At 75.0% G+C, this 19,684-nt stretch carries 2 protein-coding genes; both read right to left on the reverse strand.

The window, feature by feature from the left end; genetic code table 11:
• Positions 1-6,031 (reverse strand): amino acid adenylation domain-containing protein (locus tag AC156L_RS03900; protein WP_484406600.1); only part of this gene is annotated, 6,031 nt, incomplete at its 3' end.
• 14 nt (positions 6,032-6,045) lie between these two features.
• Positions 6,046-19,683 (reverse strand): amino acid adenylation domain-containing protein, encoded by a 13,638-nt coding sequence (locus AC156L_RS03905; protein ID WP_484406604.1) that lies wholly within the window; start codon positions 19,681-19,683, stop codon positions 6,046-6,048.
• Between the last annotated feature and the right edge of the window lies 1 nt (position 19,684).

Below are 19,684 nucleotides of genomic sequence, written 5' to 3' on the forward strand. Positions count from 1 at the left end.
CCGCGAACGACAACGACCGGTCCCCCACCACCAGCGCGACCGCGTCCGGCGTCCCCACCGCCCGAGCCTCGAACAGGTCCACCACCGTCGCGTCCGGCACCTCACCGGCCGTGTCGTTCCACTCCACGAGCACCTGGCGCCGCTCGTCGTCCGTCATCATGGACGGCTCGGAGTCCGCCGCGACGGCGTTGACGAGCAGCAGCAGGCGGTCGGCGAGGCGGCGGGCCGTGTCGGCGTCGAACAGGTGCGGGTCGTAGGCGAGGTCGAGGCGCAGCCGGTCGTCGAGGACGGCGCTGAGGGTGAGCGGGAAGGTGGTCGTGTCCCGCGCCCGCACGTCGGTCGCCCGGATGCCACCGACCTCGGCGACGTCGTTGAGCGGGTCGTTCTCGAACACCACCGCGCTGTCGAACAGCGACGACCCCGCGGGCACGTCGCTCCACGACCGCAGGTCCGCCAGCGACACGAAGTCGAACCGCCGCGCCTCGGTCTGCGCCGCCTGCACCTCCCGCAGCCACGACGCGGTGTCCAGGTCGTCGGGCACGGTGACCCTGGTCGGCACGGTGTTGATGAAGAGACCGATCATCTGCTCGACGCCGGGCAGTTCGCCGGGGCGGCCGGAGACCGTCGTGCCGAACACCACGTCGGACTCACCGCTGTGCCGGGCCAGCAGCAGCGCCCACGCGCCCTGCACCACGGTGTTGACGGTCAGCCCGTGGCGGCGGGCGGTGTGGCGCAGCCGATCGGTCTGCTCGGGCGTGAGCGCGACGGGGACCGCGGTGGAGGACTCGGGGGCGTGGTCGCGCGAGGGCTGCCGGTCGTAGGGCAGCGCGGTGGGCGCGGAGAAGCCCGCCAGCACCTCGCGCCAGTGCCGCTCGGCCTCGGACCGGTCCTGCCCGGCCAGCCAGCGCAGGTAGTCGCGGAACGGCCGCCGGGCAGGCAGCCGCGGCGCGCGGCCCTCGGTGGTCGCGCGGTAGGACTCGCACACCTCGGCGAACACCTGCGCGAGGCTCCACCCGTCCAGCAGCACGTGGTGGAACGTCCAGACGAGCAGCACCTCGTCGTCCGACAGCCGGGCGAGGGCGATCCGCATCAGCGGAGAGCGGCGCAGGTCGAGGCCTTCGGCGGCGAGCACCTCCAGCTCGCGTTCCCGGTCCTGCTCGGACAGTCCCCGCCAGTCGTGGTGGGTGATCGGGAGGTCGACGTGGGCGCGGACCACCTGCACCGGCCGCTCGACGCCGTCCCACACCAGCGCGCCGCGCAGCACGGGCGTGCGGTCGACGACGCGCTGCCAGGCGGTGGCGAGCGCGCGGTCGTCGTCGACACCGGTCAGCCGCAGCCGCACCTGGTCGAAGTAGGCCGTGGACGACGGGTCGGCCAGACCGTGGAACAGCATCCCCTCCTGCAACGGGGTCAGCGGGTAGACGTCCTCCACCCCGCCGTCGACCACGCGGTCCACGGTCGCCTGGTCCAGGCGCACCAGCGGGAAGTCCGACGGCGTGCGACCACCGGAACCGGGCAGCGCGCAGTGCGCCACGATCTCCGACAGCCCGTGGAGCACCGCGTCGGCCAGTGCCCGCACGGTCGACCCGTCGTGCACGCGCTCGGAGTACAGCCAGGTGAGTTCGAGTTCCCCGTCCTCCACCAGGCCCACGACGTCGATCAGGTAGGCGCGGGGGTTGCCGGGAGCGGTGTCGCGGCCGATCGGGGCGCACCGGGCCCGGTAGAGCCCGTCGTCGTCGGCCGCCACGTCCCACTGGCCGTGGTAGTTGACGCTGATCAGCGGGTGCGGGTCGTCGTGCAGGCCCGCCGACGGCGACCCGAGGTAGCGCAGGGCCGCGTAGCTCTGACCGCGGCGAGGCAGCGCCCGCACCTGCTCCTTGACCGACTTGAGCACGTCACCCCAGTCCCCTCCCGGCACGTGCAGGGCGAGGGGGAACTGGCTGGTGAACCAGCCGACCGTGCGGGAGACGTCGAGGTCGTCGGGCACGTCCTCACGCCCGTGGCCCTCCAGTCCGAGCAGGACCCGGTCGCGACCGGTCCAGTCGGCCAGCGCCCGGCCGAGCGCGCTGAGCAGCACGTCGTTGACCTGCGTGCGGTAGACACCGGGCACCTGGTGCAGCAGCGCGTCGGTGTCGGCCCGGCCCAGCCGGACGGTGACCGAGCGGACGTCCTCGGCGGGGTCGCCGCCCTCGTGGTCCACGGGGAGGTCGGCCGGGGCGGACGCGGCGAAGCCTGCCCAGTGGTCGAGGTCGGCGTCGAGCTCCCCTGCGGCCACCCGGTCGGCCAGCCTGCGCGCCCACGTGGAGAACGCGGTGCCCGCGGGGGCGGGTGCGACCGGTTCGCCGCGCGACACCCGCTGGTAGGCGGTGTCGAGGTCGTCGAGCAGGATCCGCCAGGACACGCCGTCCACGACGAGGTGGTGCACGGCCAGGAACAGTCGCGACCGGCCTCCGCCGAGGCGGAACAGCACGGCCCGCACGAGGGGTCCCGCGGCGAGGTCGAGGCTCGACTGGGCTTCGAGCGCGTCGGTGTCCGCCGCCTCCCGCTGCCCGCGCTCGTCGAGGCCGGACAGGTCGCGCACCCGCAGCACACCGGTCGGCGGCGTGGGCACGACCTCCTGCGCCCACCGACCGTCCACGCGGGTGAAGCGCGTGCGCAGCGCGGGGTGGTGCGCGACGACGGCGTCCACGGCGGTCGCCAGCGCCCGCTCGTCCACTCCTGGGGCCAGTTCGACGTGGGTGGACATGGTGAAGTGGTGCGGCGCGCGCGGGGCGGTCTCGAAGAACCACTCCTGGATGGGCGTCAACGGCGCGGGCCCGGCGGTCGGGGCGTCCGGCACCTGCTCCACGGCCGCCGTCGCGGTCGCGGCCAGCTCGGCGACCGTGGGGTGCAGGAAGACGTCCTTGGACGACAGCCGCAGCCCGGCCTGGCGGGCGCGGGCGACGAGCTGGATGCTGAGGATGGAGTCGCCGCCCAGCTCGAAGAAGTTGTCCTCGATCCCGACGCGGTCCACCCGCAGCACCTCGGCCCACACGCGGGCCAGTTCCCGTTCGACGGGCGTGGTGGGCTCGACGTGACCGCCGACCGGGCGGCCCTCGGGCGCGGGCAGCGCGCGGCGGTCGACCTTCCCGTTGTCGCTCAGCGGGAGCGCGTCCAGCACGACGAACGCCGACGGCACCATGTAGTCCGGCAGCTCCCGCGCGAGCCACGCCCGCAGGTCGGCACGGGACAGGTCCGCCGTCAGGACGACGTAGGCGACCAGCTGCTTGCGGCCGTCGTCGGCGCGGGCCACGGTGATCGCCTGCGCGACGTCGGGGTGCCGCGTGAGCAGGGCGTCGACCTCGCCGGTCTCGACCCGGAACCCGCGGATCTTGACCTGGTCGTCGGTGCGGCCGACGAACTCCAGCACCCCGTTCGCCCGCCACCGGGCGAGGTCGCCGGTGCGGTACACGCGGGAGCCGGGCGGGCCGAAGGGGTCGGGCAGGAAGCGCTCGGCGGTCAGGCCGGGTCTGCCGAGGTAGCCTCGGGCCACCCCGGCGCCCGCGAGGAACAGCTCCCCCGGCACGCCGACGGGAACGGGCCTCATCCCGTCGTCCAGCACGTAGGCCGCCATGCCGTCCAGCGGGCGGCCGACGGGGATCACGTCGGGCACGTCCGACGTCATGGGGAACGAGGTGGCGAACGTCGTCGTCTCGGTCGGGCCGTAGCCGTCGACCACGGTCAGGCCGGGGCACGCGTCGAGCACGCCGCGCACGGCGGCGGCGGGCACCACGTCACCACCCGTCCACACCTCGCGCAGCCCGGCGAACGCCTCGGGCGCCTCGTGGGCGACCAGGCGGAAGAGACCGGCGGTCAGCCAGATCGCGGTCACGCCGTGCGCGGCGACGGCGTGCCGTACCGCGTCGGCGTCCACGTCGCCCGGCCGCGCGACGACGACCCGGCCGCCGCGCAGCAGCGGCACCCACAGCTCGTAGGTGGACGCGTCGAACGCCGACGGCGAGTGCAGCAGCACGCGGTCGTGGGCACCGCCGTCGAAGCGGGAGTCCAGCGCCAGCGCCACCACGTCCCGGTGCCGCACGGCGACGCCCTTGGGCGTGCCGGTGGAGCCGGAGGTGTGCATGACGTAGACCAGCTGGTCGGGGTCCACCACCACGCCGGGGTCGGGAGCACCGGCGGTGTCCCCGTCGAGCACCACGAGCTGTCCGGTGTGGACGGACGCGGCGAGCGCCTCGCCCGCGGGATCGGTGACCACCGTCATCACCCCCGCGTCGGCGAGCACCCTCCTCATCCGCTCGGCGGGCGCGCGGGCGTCCAGGGGCACGTACGCCGCGCCCGCCTTGGCCACGGCCAGTTCGGCGACGACCAGGCCCGCGGAGCGCTCCACGAGCAGCCCGACCGGGGTCTCGGCCCGCACGCCGAGACCGAGGAGCCGGTGGGCGAGCCGGTTGGCCCGCGCGTCCAGCTCGGCGTAGGTGAGGACCGCGTCGTCCGCGACGACGGCGGGTGCGTCCGGGGTCCGGCGCGCCCGCTCGGCGAACAGGCCGGGGACCGTGGCGTCGACCGGTGGGCGGTGGGCGTCGTTCCAGCCCTCCACGACCTGCTCGCGCTCGGCGTCCGACAGCCACGGCAGTGCGCCGAGCGGTCGGCGCGGGTCGGCCGCCACGCCGTCGAGCAGCCGCACGAGGTGGTCGGCGAACCGCTCGACCGTGGCGGCGTCGAACAGGTCGGTGTTGTACTCGACCACCCCGGCCAGCAGGCCGTCGCGCTCCTGGAACTCGATGGTCAGGTCGAAGATGGCGTCGCGCCGGGACAGGCCGACCGGCTCGACGCGCAGGCCCGGCAGCGCGGGCGGTGTGCGCTCGGCGTTCTGGAGCAGCACCATGACGTCGAACAGCGGGTTGCGGCTGACGTCCCGGTCCTGCCGGACGGCGTCGACGAGCTGCTCCAGCGGCGCCTCGTCGTGGGCGAACGCCTCCTTGACGGTCTCCTTGACCCGGTCGAGGAACTCGGTGAAGTCACTCCGCGAGTCCACTGTGGACCGCAGGACGACCGTGTTGACGAAGAACCCGACCAGCCGTTCCAGGCCGGGGTGGCCGCGGCCGGTCGTGACGGTGCCGACCGCCACGTCCTCCTGGCCCGCGTAGCGGGCGAGGAGCGCCTGGCACCCGGCCACGAGGACGGAGAACAGGATCGTGCCGTGCTCGTGGGCGAGGTCGCGCAGCGCCGCGGTGACCGGCGCGGGCACCGTGAACGCGTGCGCGGCGCCGCGGGTCGTGCGCACCGGCGGCCGGGGGCGGTCGGTCGGCAGTTCCAGCGGGGAGGTGCCCGCGAGGAGCCGCGTCCAGTGGTCGAGGTGGCCGCGCAGCACGTCGTCGGACAGGCGTTCGCGCTGCCAGGCGGCGAAGTCGGCGTACTGGACCGGCAGCGCGGGCAGCGCCGCCTCCCGGCCGCTCACGGCGGCGCCGTACAGCTCGCCCAGCTCCTCGGTGAGCACGCCCATCGACCAGCCGTCGGTGACGACGTGGTGCGCGGTCACCAGCAGCACGTGCTCGTCGTCGGCGACCCGGACCAGCAGCGCCCGCACCAGCGGACCCCGTTCCAGGTCGAAGGGGCGGGAGTACTCCTCCACCAGCACCTCGTCCAGCCCGGCGGGATCGCGCTGCTCGACCACGGGCACGGCCAGGTCGAACGGCGGGTGCACGACCTGCGTGCCGCGCCCGTCGACCTCGGCGAGCGTGGTGCGCAGCGACTCGTGGCGGGCCACAAGGCCGCGCAGCGCGGCGGTCAGCGCCTCCCCGTCGAGGCGCCCGGTCAGGCGCAGCGCCAGCGCGCTGTTGTACCCCGAACCCCCCGGCTGGAACCGGTCCAGGAACCACAGGCGCTGCTGGGGGAACGACAGCGGCAGCGGGCGGTCCCGATCGACCGGCGTGATGGTGCCGGTCCTCTCGGACCGGCCCGAGAGGCGGCGGCGCATCTGCTCGCGCAGGTGCGGGGGGAGTGCGGCGATGCGGTCCTCGATCGACGACGACATGGTGTGGTCTCTCCTCACAGGTCCGGGGTGACGCCGTCATCGAAGGCGACTCGTTCGAGTTCGAGCAGGATCTTCTCCTCGACCAGCAGCGCCAGGGCGGCGACCGTGCGGCTGGTCAGGACGTCGTGCGGGGTCAGCGGCACGTCGAAGGCCGCGCGGCAGCGGGAGGTGACGAGCAGGCTCCGCATGGAGTCGCCGCCGAGGGCGGTGAAGTCGTCCTCGACGCCGACGCGCGGAACGCCCAGCGCCTCCTCCCAGATCCCGGCCATCACCTGTTCGGTGTCGGTCCGGGGCGCCACGTACCGCGCGGCGGGAGCGGGGGCGGACGGCGAGGGCAGCGCGGCCCGGTCGACCTTCCCGTTGGTGCTCAACGGCAGCGCGTCGAGCACCGTGAACACCGACGGCACCATGTAGTCGGGCAGGTGGCGCCCGGTGAACGCGGCGAGGTCGGCCGGGTCGGGTGCGCGGCCGGGATCGGCGGGCACGAGGTAGGCCACGAGCTGCTTGCCGCCGAGCGCGTCGTCGCGGACCACCACGACCAGCCCGCCCACGTCGGGGTGGCGGCCGAGCACGGCTTCGACCTCGCCCAGCTCGATGCGGAAGCCCCGCAGCTTGACCTGGTCGTCGGCGCGGCCCGCGAACTCCAGCTCGCCGCTCGGCAGCCACCGCACGACGTCGCCGGTGCGGTACATCCGCTCCCCCGGCCCGGCGAACGGGCAGGCCACGAACCGGGCCGCGGTGAGGCCGGGCCGGTCGAGGTAGCCGCGGGCCAGCCCGGCACCCGCGAGGTACAGCTCGCCGGGCACGCCGACCGGCACCGGCCGCAGCCGGTCGTCCAGCACGTACGCGGACACGCCGTCCAGCGGTGTGCCGATGGGCACGGTGTCGGGCACGTGGTCGAGGTCGGGCATCCGGTGGGCCGACGCGAACGTGGTGGTCTCGGTCGGCCCGTACCCGTCGACCACGACCAGGCCGGGGCACGCCGCCATGACGCGCCGGACCGCCGCGGCCGGGACGACGTCGCCGCCGGTCCACACCTCGGCGACCCCCGCCAGGCAGTCGGGCGAGTCCTGGGCCAGGACGCGGAACAGGCCCGCGGTGAGCCACAGCGCCGTCACACCGTGCGTGGTGATCAGCTCCCGCAGCACGGCGGCGTCGAGCTCGTCCGGAGGGGCGACGACGACGCGGCCGCCGCGCAGCAGCGGCACCCACAGCTCGTAGGTGGATGCGTCGAACGCCAGCGGGGAGTGCACGAGCACGGCGCGGTGGGCCGGACCGTCGAAGCGCGGGTCCAGCGCCAGCGCCACCACGTCCCGGTGCCGCACGGCGACGCCCTTGGGCGTGCCGGTGGAGCCGGAGGTGAACTCGACGTAGGCCAGGCCGTCCGGGTGCGCGACCGCCCTGGGCCGCTCCGCCGAAACCCCACCGTCCGGGACGACGACGTGGCAGTCGAACGGGGTGGTGTCCCGGTCGGTGACCAGGACCCTGCTGCCCGCCTGCTCCAGCACCAGCCGCTGCCGCTCGACGGGCGCGCGGCTGTCCAGCGGCAGGTACGCGCCTCCCGCCTTGAGCACGGCGAGCACCGCGACCACGACATCGGCCGAGCGGCGCAGCAGCAGCCCCACGCGGTCCTCGGGACGCACGCCGAGCGCGATCAGCCGGTGCGCCAGCCGGTTGGCGCGCGCGTCCAGCTCGGTGTAGGTGAGCGACGTGCCGTCCGCGACGACGGCCGTCGCGTCGGGCGTGCGGTCCACCCGCGCGGCGACCAGCTCGGCCACCGTCGCCTCAGGAGCGCTGGTGCGGACGCGGTCGGGCAGGACGATCCGCCGGTCGGCGTCGTCCAGGACGTCGACCTCCCCCACCGCCCGGTCGGGGTCGGCGGTCAGGCCGAGCAGGGCGCGGGTCAGGTGCCCGGCGACGCGCTCGACCGTGGCGGCGTCGAACAGCGCCGGGTCGTAGCTGAGCCGGAACTCCAGGTCCTCGCCGGGTCGGACGCCCACGCTGAGCGGGTAGTTGGTCGTCTCCACGGCGTCCAGGTCGCGCACCACGACGCCGTGGGCGGCGGCCTCGTCGACCGGGTAGTTCTCGAACACCAGGATGCTGTCGAACAGCTCGGCCCCGCTCCACGCCCGCAGGTCCGCGAGCGCCACGTGCTCGAACCGCCGGGCCTCGGCCTGCTCGGTCTGCAACCGCCGCAGCCACACCGCGACCGGCTCGTCCTCCACGACCTCGGTCCGCACCGGCAGGGTGTTGATGAACATGCCCGTGATGGCGTCCACGCCGGGCAGGTCGGCCGGGCGGCCGGACACGGTGGAGCCGAAGCAGACGTCGCGCTGCCCGCTGTAGCGCGACAGCAGCAGGGCCCACGCGCCCTGCACCACGGCGTTGAGGGTCAGGCCGCACCGCTGGGCGAAGTCGCGCAGCCCGCCGCCGGGCAGCGTGCGGGTGGTCCACTCGGTGGAGCGGGTGGCGTGGCCGGGCTCCGCCTGCCGGTCGAGCGGCAGCGGAGTGGGCGCGGTGAACCCGGCGAGCACCCGCCGCCAGTGCTCCTCAGCCTCGCGCGGGTCCTGGGTGGACAGCCAGCGCAGGTAGTCGCCGAACGGGCGGCGCGCCACGAGGTCGGGTTCGCGGCCCGCGGTGAGGGCGGCGTAGCAGGCGAGGACGTCGGTCAGCACCTGGAACGTGCTCCACCCGTCCAGCAGCACGTGGTGGAACGTCCACCCGACCCGCACGGCCGTCGCGGACTCGCGGGTCAGCACCAGACGCATCAGCGGCGCGGTGCCGAGGTCCAGCTCTCCGCCCCCGTCGACGTCGGAGATCGGCAGGTCGACGTCTCGGCACACGACCTGCACCGGCCGGTCGACGCCCTCCCACACGACGCGGCTGCGCAGGACCGGCGTCCGCGCGACCACCTCACGCCACGAGCGGGCCAGTGCGGCGAGGTCCGCGACACCGTCGAGGACGAAGGAGATCCGTTCGGTGTACAGGCCCTCCCTGCCGTGGGAGAGGCTGTGGAAGACCATGCCCGCCTGCATCGGGGTGAGCGGGTAGACGTCCTCCACGTCCCGGCCGTCGCCGACGATCCTGTCCACGGCGGCCTGGTCCAGGCCTGCCAGGGGGAAGTCCGACGGGGTGCGGCCACCGGAACCGGGCCGGGCGCAGAACGCCACGACCTCGCGCAGCGCGTCCGCCACCGCCTCCGCCAGGCGCCGCACGGTCGACTCGTCGTGCACCTCGTCGCTGAAGTACCAGGTGAGCCGGAGCCGCTTGTCCTCCACGGCGCCGACGACGTCGAGCAGGTGGGGTCGGGGCGTGTCCGGGGCGGCGTCGGCGGCCAGTCCGCCGACCGTCCGGAACGCCGTCCCACCCGCCGTGCCGTCGAACTGCCCGAGGTAGTTGAACGCCACCACCGGACCGCGCGAGCGGTGTGCGGCGCCGTGGCCGATGCCCCGCCGCGGCACGGCCCGCAGGCGCTCCTTGGTCGCCTTCAGCACGTCGCCCCAGTCGCCCGCAGGCACGTCGAGCGCCACCGGGTACACCGAGGTGAACCAGCCGACCGTGCGGGACAGGTCGACGTCGTCGAGGAAGTCGCCGTCCCGACCGTGGCCCTCCAGGTCCACCAGGACCCGGTCGCGGCCCGTCCACCCGGCCAGCACGCGCCCCAGCGCGCTCAGCAGCACGTCGTTGACCTGCGTGCGGTAGACGGAGGGCACGTCCTGGAGCAGCGCGCGGGTCAGGTCGGCGTCCAGTTCGGCGGTGACGCCGCGCACGGAACCGGTGGTGCCGGTCCCGTCGCGGTCGACGGGCACGGAGGGGTCGCCGGTCACGCCCGCCCAGTGGTCGGCCTCGTCGTCGAACCCGCCCGCCGCGGTGTGCTCGGCCAGCGCGAGCGCCCAGTCGCGGAACGACGTGGTCTTCGCGGGGAGGACGACCTCCTCTCCGCGCGCGGCCCGGAGGTACGCCGCTTCCAGGTCCTCCAGCAGGATCCGCCAGGACACGCCGTCCACGACCAGGTGGTGCACGGCGACCAGCAGCCTGCGCGGTGTGAGCAGCGTCGCGCGCAGCAGCGGTCCCCCGGCGAGGTCGAACCCGCTGTGCACCTGCCCCGCGTCGTCCACCTCGGACAGCGGGTCGACCGGCCCGACCGGCGCGTTGTGCTGCCGCCACCCGGTCCCCGCGCGCTCGAACCGCATCCGCAGCGCGTCGTGGTGCTCCACCAGCGCCGCCAGGGCCGTCCGCAGCGCGGCCACGTCGACCTCGTCGGCGAACTCGACCACGACGGACTGGTCGAAGTGCTCCGGGTGCGGCGGTTCGGTGTCGAGGAACCAGCTCTGGATCGGCGTCAGCGGCACCTCGCCGGTCACCGGTCCCTGCGGCGTGGTCTCCGCCGTCGCCGCGGCGGGCACGGCCGCCGCGAGCGCCGCCACCGTCGGGTGGGAGAACAGGTCGCGCGGCACCAGGCCGTAGCCCGCCTGCCGGGCGCGCGACACCACCTGGATGCTGACGATGGAGTCACCGCCGAGTTCGAAGAAGTCGTCCTCGACCCCGACCCGGTCGACCCCGAGGACCCGCTCCCAGATCTCCGCGAGCGCCCGTTCGGCCTCCGTGCGCGGTGCGACGTACCGGGTGCCCGCCGCCTCCCACCCCGGCGCGGGCAGGGCCTTGCGGTCGAGCTTGCCGTTGCCGGTCAGCGGGAGCCGGTCGAGGTGGACGAACGCCGAGGGCAGCATGTGCTCGGGCAGCGTCCTGGACAGGAAGCCGCGCGGGTCCGCCAGCGGACGACCGGCGACCACGTAGGCCACGATGACGTCGCGCCCGGCGTGCTCGCGGACGACGGCGACGGCCGCGGTCACGTCCTCGTGCGCCTCCAGGGCGGCCTCGACCTCGCCCAACTCGATGCGGAAGCCGCGGATCTTGACCTGCTGGTCGGCGCGGCCGAGGTAGTCGAGCCTGCCGTCCTTCCACCGGGCCAGGTCGCCGGTGCGGTACATGCGCGTGCCGGGCTCACCGAACGGGTCGGCGACGAAGCGGGCCGCGGTCAGGCCGGGCCGGTTGAGGTAGCCGCGCGCGAGGCCCGCCCCGGCGACGAACATCTCGCCGACGACACCCGGCGGCACCGGCCGCAGGTCCTCGTCCAGGACGTACACGCGCAGGTCCGGGATGGGTTCGCCGACCGAGCCGTCGGCGGGCGTCCACGTGACGTGCACGGTGGTCTCGGTGATGCCGTACATGTTGATCAGCTCGCCGGGACCGTCCCACGCCGCCAGCTTGCGCACGTCCAGCGCCTCGCCGCCGAAGACGACGAACCGCAGGCACAGACCCTCGGGCCGCTCGGCGATGAGCTGGTAGAACGCCGAGGGCGTCTGGTTGAGCACCGTGACGCGCTCCCGCGCCAGCAGCGCGGCGAAGTCGCCCGGCGACCGCGACACCTCGTGCGGCACGACGACGAGCCGTCCGCCGCGCAGCAGCGGACCCCACAGCTCCCACACCGAGAAGTCGAAGGCGTAGCTGTGGAACAGCGTCCACACGTCGTCCGGTCCGAAGCCGAACCAGTGGTCGGTGGCCGAGAACAGCCGGGCCACGTTGGCGTGCGGGACGACGACGCCCTTGGGCTTGCCGGTGGACCCCGAGGTGTAGATGACGTAGGCGGGGTTCTCCGGGCGCAGCGCGACCTCGGGCGCGGTGGCGGGCCGGTCGGACACGTCGGGCAGCTCCGCCAGCACGGCCACCGGCCGGGTGTCCTCGACCATGCCCGCCACCCGGTCGGCCGGGTAGGACGGGTCGATCGGCAGGTAGGCGGCGCCGGACTTCAGCACGCCGAGCACGGCCACGACCAGGTCGGTCGACCGCGGCAGCCGCAGCGCGACGTACCGCTCCGGTCCGGCGCCCCGCTCCACGAGCGCGTGGGCCAGCCGGTTGGCGCGGGCGTCCAGCTCGGCGTAGGTCAGGCCCTCGCCGTCGCAGGTGACGGCCACGGCGTCGGGCGTGCGGGCGGCCTGCGCGGCGAACAGGGCGGGCAGGGTGTCCACCGGGTAGTCGCGCCCGGTGGGGTTCCACTCCACCAGCACCTGGTGGCGCTCGGCGTCGTCGAGCAGCCGCAGGTCGTCCAGCGGGCGCTCAGGGTCCGCGAGCACGTCGTCCAGCAGCGCCAGCAGGTGCCGTCCCAGCCGCCGCACCGTCGCCTCGTCGAACAGGGCCGGGTCGTGGTCGAGGTCGACCACGAGGCGCCTGCCGGGCGAGACCACGACGGTGAGCGCGTAGTTCGTGGGCTCGTCCGCCCGCACGTCGTGCAGCCGCAGGCCGTGCGCGGCCGTGGCGCCGTCGTCGAACGGGTAGTTCTCGAACACCAGGATGCTGTCGAACAGGTTCGCCCCGCCGGGCAGTGCGCTCCACCCGCGCAGCTGGGCCAGCGGCACGTGGTCGAAGCGCCGCGCCTCGGCCTGCTCGGCCTGGAGTTCGCGCAGCCACGACACCTGGTCCCGCCCCCGGTCGACGGAGATCCTCGTGGGCACGGTGTTGATGAACATGCCCACCATCGACTCGACGCCCGCGAGGTCGGCGGGCCTGCCGGAGACGGTGGTGCCGAAGACGACGTCGGACGTGCCGCCGCAGCGGGCGAGCAGCAGCGCCCACATGCCCTGCACGACGGTGTTCACGGTCAGGCCGTTGCGCTGGGCGGCCTCGCGCAGCCGTTCGGTGCGCTCGGCGCTCAGCTCGAACCGGGCGGTGCCGCCCGACTCGGCCCGGTGGGCCTCGACCGGGCGGCGGTCGTAGGGCAGCGGGGTGGTCTCGTCGAAGCCGTCGAGCACCCGCCGCCAGTACCGCTCGGCCTCCGCCAGGTCCTGCCGGTCCAGCCAGTGCAGGTAGTCGTGGAAGGGGTGGCGGTCGGTGGTGGGTCCCGCCGTACCCGTGGTGACGGCCGCGTGGTGCTCGCACACCTCCGCGAACAGCTGGGCCGCGCTCCACCCGTCGAGCAGGACGTGGTGGAACGTCCACAGCACCAGCACCTCGTCGTCCGACAGCCGGGCCACGGCCACGCGCATCAGCGGCGCCGTGCCGAGGTCCAGCCCGGCGGCGCGGTCGCGGTCCAGCAGGCCCCGCAGTTCCTCGTCGACGTCGAGCCCGGTCCAGTCGAGGTGGGTCACGGGCAGGGTGACGCGGCGGCGCACGCGCTGCACCGGCTCGGGCAGCCCGTCCCACACGACCTCGCCGCGCAGCACGGCGTTGCGGTCCACGACCCGCTGCCAGGCCTCGCCCAGCGCCCTCGGGTCGGTCACGCCGGACAGCCGGAACCGGATCTGGTTGAAGTAGGCGCCGGAGGTCGCGCCGTCGACCAGGCCGTGGAAGACCATGCCCGCCTGCATCGGGGTCAGCGGGTAGACGTCCTCCACGTCCCGGCCGTCGCCGACCAGCCGGTCCACCGCGGCCTGGTCCAGGCCTGCCAGCGGGAAGTCCGACGGGGTCCGGCCACCGGAACCGGGCCGGGCGCAGAACGCCACGACCTCGCGCAGCGCGTTCGCCACCGCCTCCGCCAGGCGCCGCACGGTCGACTCGTCGTGCACCTGGTCGCTGAAGTACCAGGTGAGGTCGAGGCAGCCGTGCTCGACGGCGCCGACCACGTCGAGCAGGTGCGGTCGCGGGGCGTCGGGCGCGCTGTCGAGTTCCAGGCTGCCGCGCACGGCGCGCAGCACGCCGCCCTCCACGGCCGACCAGTCGAGCCTGCCCAGGTAGTTGACGCTGACCAGCGGCCCGGTGCCGCCGGGCTCGTGCAGGGCGCCGTAGCCGATTCCCCTGCGGGGCACCGCGCGCAGCCGCTCCTTCACCGACTTGAGGACCGCGCCCCAGTCGCCGTCGGGGACGTCCAGCACGACGGGGAAGATCGACGTGAACCAGCCGACCGTGCGGGACAGGTCGACGCCGTCGATCAGGTCCTCGCGGCCGTGGCCCTCCAGGTCCACCGGTACCCGGCTCCTGCCGGTCCAGTCGGCCAGCACCCGCCCGACCGCGCTCAGCAGCACGTCGTTGACCTGCGTGCGGTACGCGGCGGGCACGTCCTGGAGCAACGCCCTGGTGGTCTCGCGGTCGAGCCGGACCGACACGGCGCGCGTGGACCCGGCGGTGTTGGGGCCACCGCGGTCGACCGGGAGCGACGGGTCCACCTCGGCGACCCCGGCCCAGTGGTCCCGCTCGTCGTCGAAGCCGCCGTCGGCGGTGTGCCGGGCCAGCCGGTGCGACCAGTCGCGGAACGAGGTGGTCTTGGCGGCCAGCCGAACGGGCTCGCCGCGCGCGGCCTGGTCGTAGGCCGTGACGAGGTCCTCCAGCAGGACGCGCCACGAGACGCCGTCCACGACGAGGTGGTGGATGTCCAGGCGCAGCAGGTTCCCCTCCAGCACGGCACCGAGGAGCGGCCCGCTCGCGAGGTCGAAGCCCGCCGACCGGTGCGCGGTCAGGACGTCGGCCCGCTCCACCGGCGCGTTGTGCTGCCGCCAGCCCGATCCCGTGCGCTCGAACCGCATCCGCAGCGCGTCGTGGTGCTCCACCAGCGCCGCCAGCGCCGTCCGCAGCGCGGCCACGTCGACGTCCTCCGCCAGTTCCGCGGTGAGGACCTGGGAGAAGTGCTCGGGGTGGTCGGGGTTCGTGGCGAACAGCCACCGCTGCACCGGGGTGAGCGGCACCTCGCCCGCCACCGCTCCCTGGTCGACCTCGGACTGCCCCGAGGTGGACGCGGCGGCGGCGAGCGCGGCCACGGTGGGGTGGCGGAACAGGTCGCCGGGGGTGAGCGCGAGTCCGGCGCGGCGGGCGCGGGACACGACCTGGATGCTGAGGATGGAGTCGCCGCCCAGCTCGAAGAAGTTGTCGCGGGCTCCCACCCGGTCGACGCCGAGCAGGTCCGCCCAGATGCCCGCCAGCACGGCCTCCGGCCCGTCGGCGGGCGCCACGTGGGCGGTGCCGGGGGTGGCCCACTCCGGGTCGGGCAGGGCGCGCCGGTCGACCTTGCCGCTGGCGTTGAGCGGCAGCGCGTCCACGACGACGAACGCCGACGGCACGAGGTAGTCGGGCAGCGCGCGACCGAGGAACTCCCGCAGCGCGGCCACGTCCGGCGGTGCGCCCCGCGCGGTCAGGTACGCGACCAGCCGCTTGCGCCCGGTGTCGTCGGCGCGCACGACCGTCACCGACTGGGCCACGCCGGGGTGCGCCGACAGGGCCGTGTCGACCTCGCCGGGCTCGACCCGGAACCCGCGGATCTTGACCTGGTCGTCGGTGCGGCCGACGAACTCCACCGTGCCGTCGGCCTTCCACCGCACCAGGTCGCCGGTGCGGTACATCCGCTCCCCCGGCGCGCCGAACGGGTCGGCGACGAAGCGGGAGGCGGTCAGGCCGGGGCGGCCCGCGTAGCCGAGGGCCAGGCCCGCGCCCGCGATGAACAGCTCGCCCGGCACGCCGATCGGGGTCGGCGACAGCGCCTCGTCGAGCACGTGGACGCGCATCCCGTCCAGCGGACGGCCGATGGGCACCACGTCCGGGACGGCGTCGGGGTCGGCCATGCGGTGCGCGGTGGCGAACGTGGTGGTCTCGGTGGGGCCGTAGCCGTCGACCACGGCGGTTCCGGGGCACGCCCGCAGGACCCGCCGGACCGCGGCGGCGGGCACGACGTCACCGCCGGTCCAGACCTCGCGCAGGCCCGCCAGCGCGGCGGGGTCGTCCTGCGCCACGGCGCGGAACAACCCGGCGGTCAGCCACAGGCCCGTCACGCCGTGCCGGGTGATCAGGTCGCGCAGGAGGTCCGCGTCGAGGTCGCCGACCGGGGCGGTGACGACCGTGCCGCCGTTGAGCAGCGGCACCCACAGCTCGTAGGTGGTGGCGTCGAACGCGGGCGCGGAGTGCAGCAGGACCCGGTCGTGCGCGCCGCCCGCGAACCGCTGGTCGCGGACGAGGTCGGTCACGTCGCGGTGCCGCACCGCCACGCCCTTCGGCACCCCGGTGGACCCCGAGGTGTGCATGACGTAGGCCGGGTCGTCCGGGCGCACGGCCACGTCGGGCCCGGTGGCCGGTTCCGCGTCCAGATCGACGGCGTCCAGGTCGACCACGCGGCCGTCGTGGACCTCGTCGGCGGTGGCGCGCCACGTCCGGTCGGTGAGGAGCACGCAGGCGCCGTTCTCGGCCAGCAGCACCGCCAACCGCTCGGCGGGCGCCCTGGTGTCGAGCGGCACGTACGCCCCGCCCGCCTTGACCACGGCCAGTTCGGCGACGACGAGGTGGGTCGAGCGGCCCAGCAGCAGCGCCACCGGCTCACCCGCGCGCAGACCGCGGCGCAGCAGGTGGTGGGCGAGGCGGTTGGCGCGGGCGTCCAGCTCCGCGTAGGTGAGCGCGGTGCCGTCGGCGACCACGGCCCGCGCGTCGGGCGTGCGGCGGACCTGCTCGGCGAAGAGGGAGGTGATCGTGGCGGGCGGGCGGTCGTGGCGGGTGTCGTTCCACTCCGCCAGGACCCGGCGCTCGTCGGGACCGAGCAGCGGGAGTTCCCCGACCGGGCGGCCGGGGTCGGCGGCGACGGCCTCCAGCAGGACCCTCAGGTGCCCGGCCATCCGCTCGACCGTGGCGGCGTCCCACAGGTCGGTGTTGTACTCCACGGAGAGGTCGAGCGAGCCGTCGCGGGGCCAGAACTCGACCAGCAGCTCGAACCGGGCACTCGGTCGCGGCAGGTGGTGCTCGGTGACGCGCAGCGCGTCGACCGCGGTCGGCCGCACCATCTCCTGCTGGAGCAGGACGAGCGCCTGGACCAGCGGCGTGCGGCTGGGGTCGCGGTCGGGCCGCAGTTCGTCGACCAGCCGGTCGAACGGCACCTCGTCGTGGGCGAACGTGTCGAGCACGGTCTCCCTGACCTCGGCCAGGAACCGGTCGAACGGCGCGGAGGGGTCCACTTCGGACCGCAGGACGAGGGTGTTGACGAAGAAGCCGACGACGTGGTCCAGCTCCGGTCGGCCGCGGCCCGCCGACGCGGTGCCCACGGCCACGTCGCGCCGCCCGGTGTAGCGGGCCAGCAGCAGCTGCACGGCGGCTGCCAGCGTGGTGAACAGGGTGGTGCCGCTGGCCCGGCCCACCTCGGCCAGGCGGTCCACCAGTGCGCCCGGCAGGGGTTCGCGGTGCACGGCGCCCGCCGTGGTGCGACGCGCGGGGCGGGGCCGGTCGGTGGGGAGGTCGAGCGGTTCGAGGTCGGCGAGCCCGCGCCGCCAGTGGTCCAGCTCGTCCGCCAGGGCCGGGTCGTCGAGGCGGTGGCGCTGCCACACCGCGAAGTCCGCGTACCGGACGGGCAGCGGGCGCAGGTCGGCCGGGCGTCTTCGGACGGCGGCCCGGTACAGCTCCAGGAGGTCGTCGACCTGCACGCGGATCGACCAGCCGTCGGTGGCGATGTGGTGCTGGTCGAGCAGCAGCACGTGGTCGTCCTCGGCCAGCCGGGCGAGCACGGCGCGGGCCACGGGGCCGACCCGCAGGTCGAACGGCGTCGTCAACTCCTCGGCGCACAGCCGGTCCAGGGCGCCGTCGCGGTCGGCGGGGTCCACATCGGACAGGTCGGCCACCCGCAGCGGCACGCTCCCGCGCGGGGCGACGACCTGGACGCCGACGCCGTCGACCTCCTCGTAGGTGGTCCGCATGACCTCGTGCCGGTCGACCAGCCCGTCCAGCGCGGTCCGCAGGGCGGCGAGGTCCAGCGGACCGGAGAGCCTCAGCCCGACACCGGTGTTGTAGTCGGTGGCGGAGGGGTCGAGCCGGTGCAGGAACCACAGCCGCTGCTGCACAGGGGACAGCGGTACCGCGCCGTCGCGCGGGGCGGGGGCGATCCGGTCCTCCGCTCCCGAGGGACCGCGGTCGGCGACCAGTTCGGCGAGCCCGGCGACGGTGCGCGCGTCGAACAGGTCGCGGGACGACAGGGGCACGTCCAGCGCCGAGCGCAGCCGGGAGACCACGCGCATGGCCTGGATGGAGTCGCCGCCGAGGGACACGAAGTCGTCCTCGGCGGCGACCCCGTCGGCGGCCAGCCCGAGCACCTCGGCCCAGGCACTCGCGACCGCGCTCTCGGTCGGGGTCCGGGGCGACGTGCGTCCGGAGCGCCGGTCGGTGTGCCACTCGGGTTCGGGCAGGCCCTTGCGGTCGACCTTCCCGTTGGTGTTCAACGGAAGGCGGTCCAGCAGGACGAACGCGGACGGTGCCATGTAGTCGGGCAGCGACCGCAGGACGGCCTCGCGCAGGTCGTCGTCGGACGGTGCCGTGCCGTCGGCCGGGACGACGTAGGCGACCAGGCGCTTGGTGCCGGTCCGGTCCACGCGCGCCTGCACGGCGGCCTGCGCCACGCCGGGGTGCCGGGCCAGCACCGCCTCGACCTCGGCGGTCTCGATGCGGAAACCGCGCACCTTGACCTGGTCGTCCGTGCGGCCGACGAAGTCGACGGTGCCCTCCGGCGTCCACCGGACCAGGTCACCGGTGCGGTACATCCGCTGCCCCGGCTCGCCGAACGGGTCGGCCAGGAACCGCTCGGCCGTCAGGCCGGGGCGGTTCAGGTAGCCGCGGGCGAGACCGGAGCCCGCGATGTGCAGCTCACCGATCTCGCCGTCGGGCACCGGGCGCAGGTCCTCGTCCAGCACGTGCAGGCGCATCCCGTCCAGGGCCGTGCCGATGGGCAGCACGTCGGGGACCGCGCCGAGGTCGGTCATGGGGTGCGAGGTCGCGAAGGTGGTGGTCTCGGTGGGGCCGTAGACGTCCACCACGGTGGTGCCGGGGCACGCCTCCACCACCCGCCGCACCGCCGCGGCCGGCACCACGTCGCCGCCGGTCCACACCTCGCGCAGCCCGGCGAGGCAGGCCGGGTCGTCCTGCGCCAGCACCCGGAACAGGCCCGAGGTCACGAAGATCGCCGTCACGCCGTGCCCGCCGATGACGTCCCGCAGCACCCGCCCGTCCACGTCGCCGGGAGGGGCCACCACGACCGCGCCGCCCGTGAGCAGCGGCACCCACAGCTCGTAGGTCGACGCGTCGAACGCGATCGGCGAGTGCACCAGCACCCGGTCGTGCGCGCCGGTGGCGAACCGGGCGTCGCGGGCGAGGTCCACGACGTCGCGGTGCCGCGCCGCCACCCCCTTGGGCACTCCCGTCGACCCCGACGTGAACACGACGTACGCCAGGTTGTCCGGGTGCACCACCGCGTTCGGGCCGTCGGCGGGCTCGTCCGCCGCCGCACCGTCCACGGCGAGCAGGTCGCCGCCGTGGACGCGCTCGGCGACGGCCCGCCACGCGTCGTCGGTCAGCAGCACCGAAACCCCGGCTTCCGCCAGGACCGCCGTCATCCGCTCGGCGGGCGCGCGGGAGTCCAGCGGCACGTAGGCGCCACCGGCCTTCAGCACGGCCAGCAGGGCGGCCACGAGGTCCACCGAGCGCTCGGCCAGCACCCCGACGGGCCGTTCCGGCCGTACCCCGAGACGTCGCAGGCGTCGGGCGAGCCGGTCGGAGCGCGCGTCCAGCTCGGCGTAGGTGCACTCCTCGTCGTGCGCGACCACCGCGACGGCGTCGGGTGCGCGCAGGACCTGTTCGGCGAACAGGTCGACGATGGTGCGGTCGTGGCAGTCGGGGGGAAGCGAACCGCCAGCCAGCGTGGCGGGCACG

The organism is Umezawaea sp. (genome assembly GCF_057122925.1).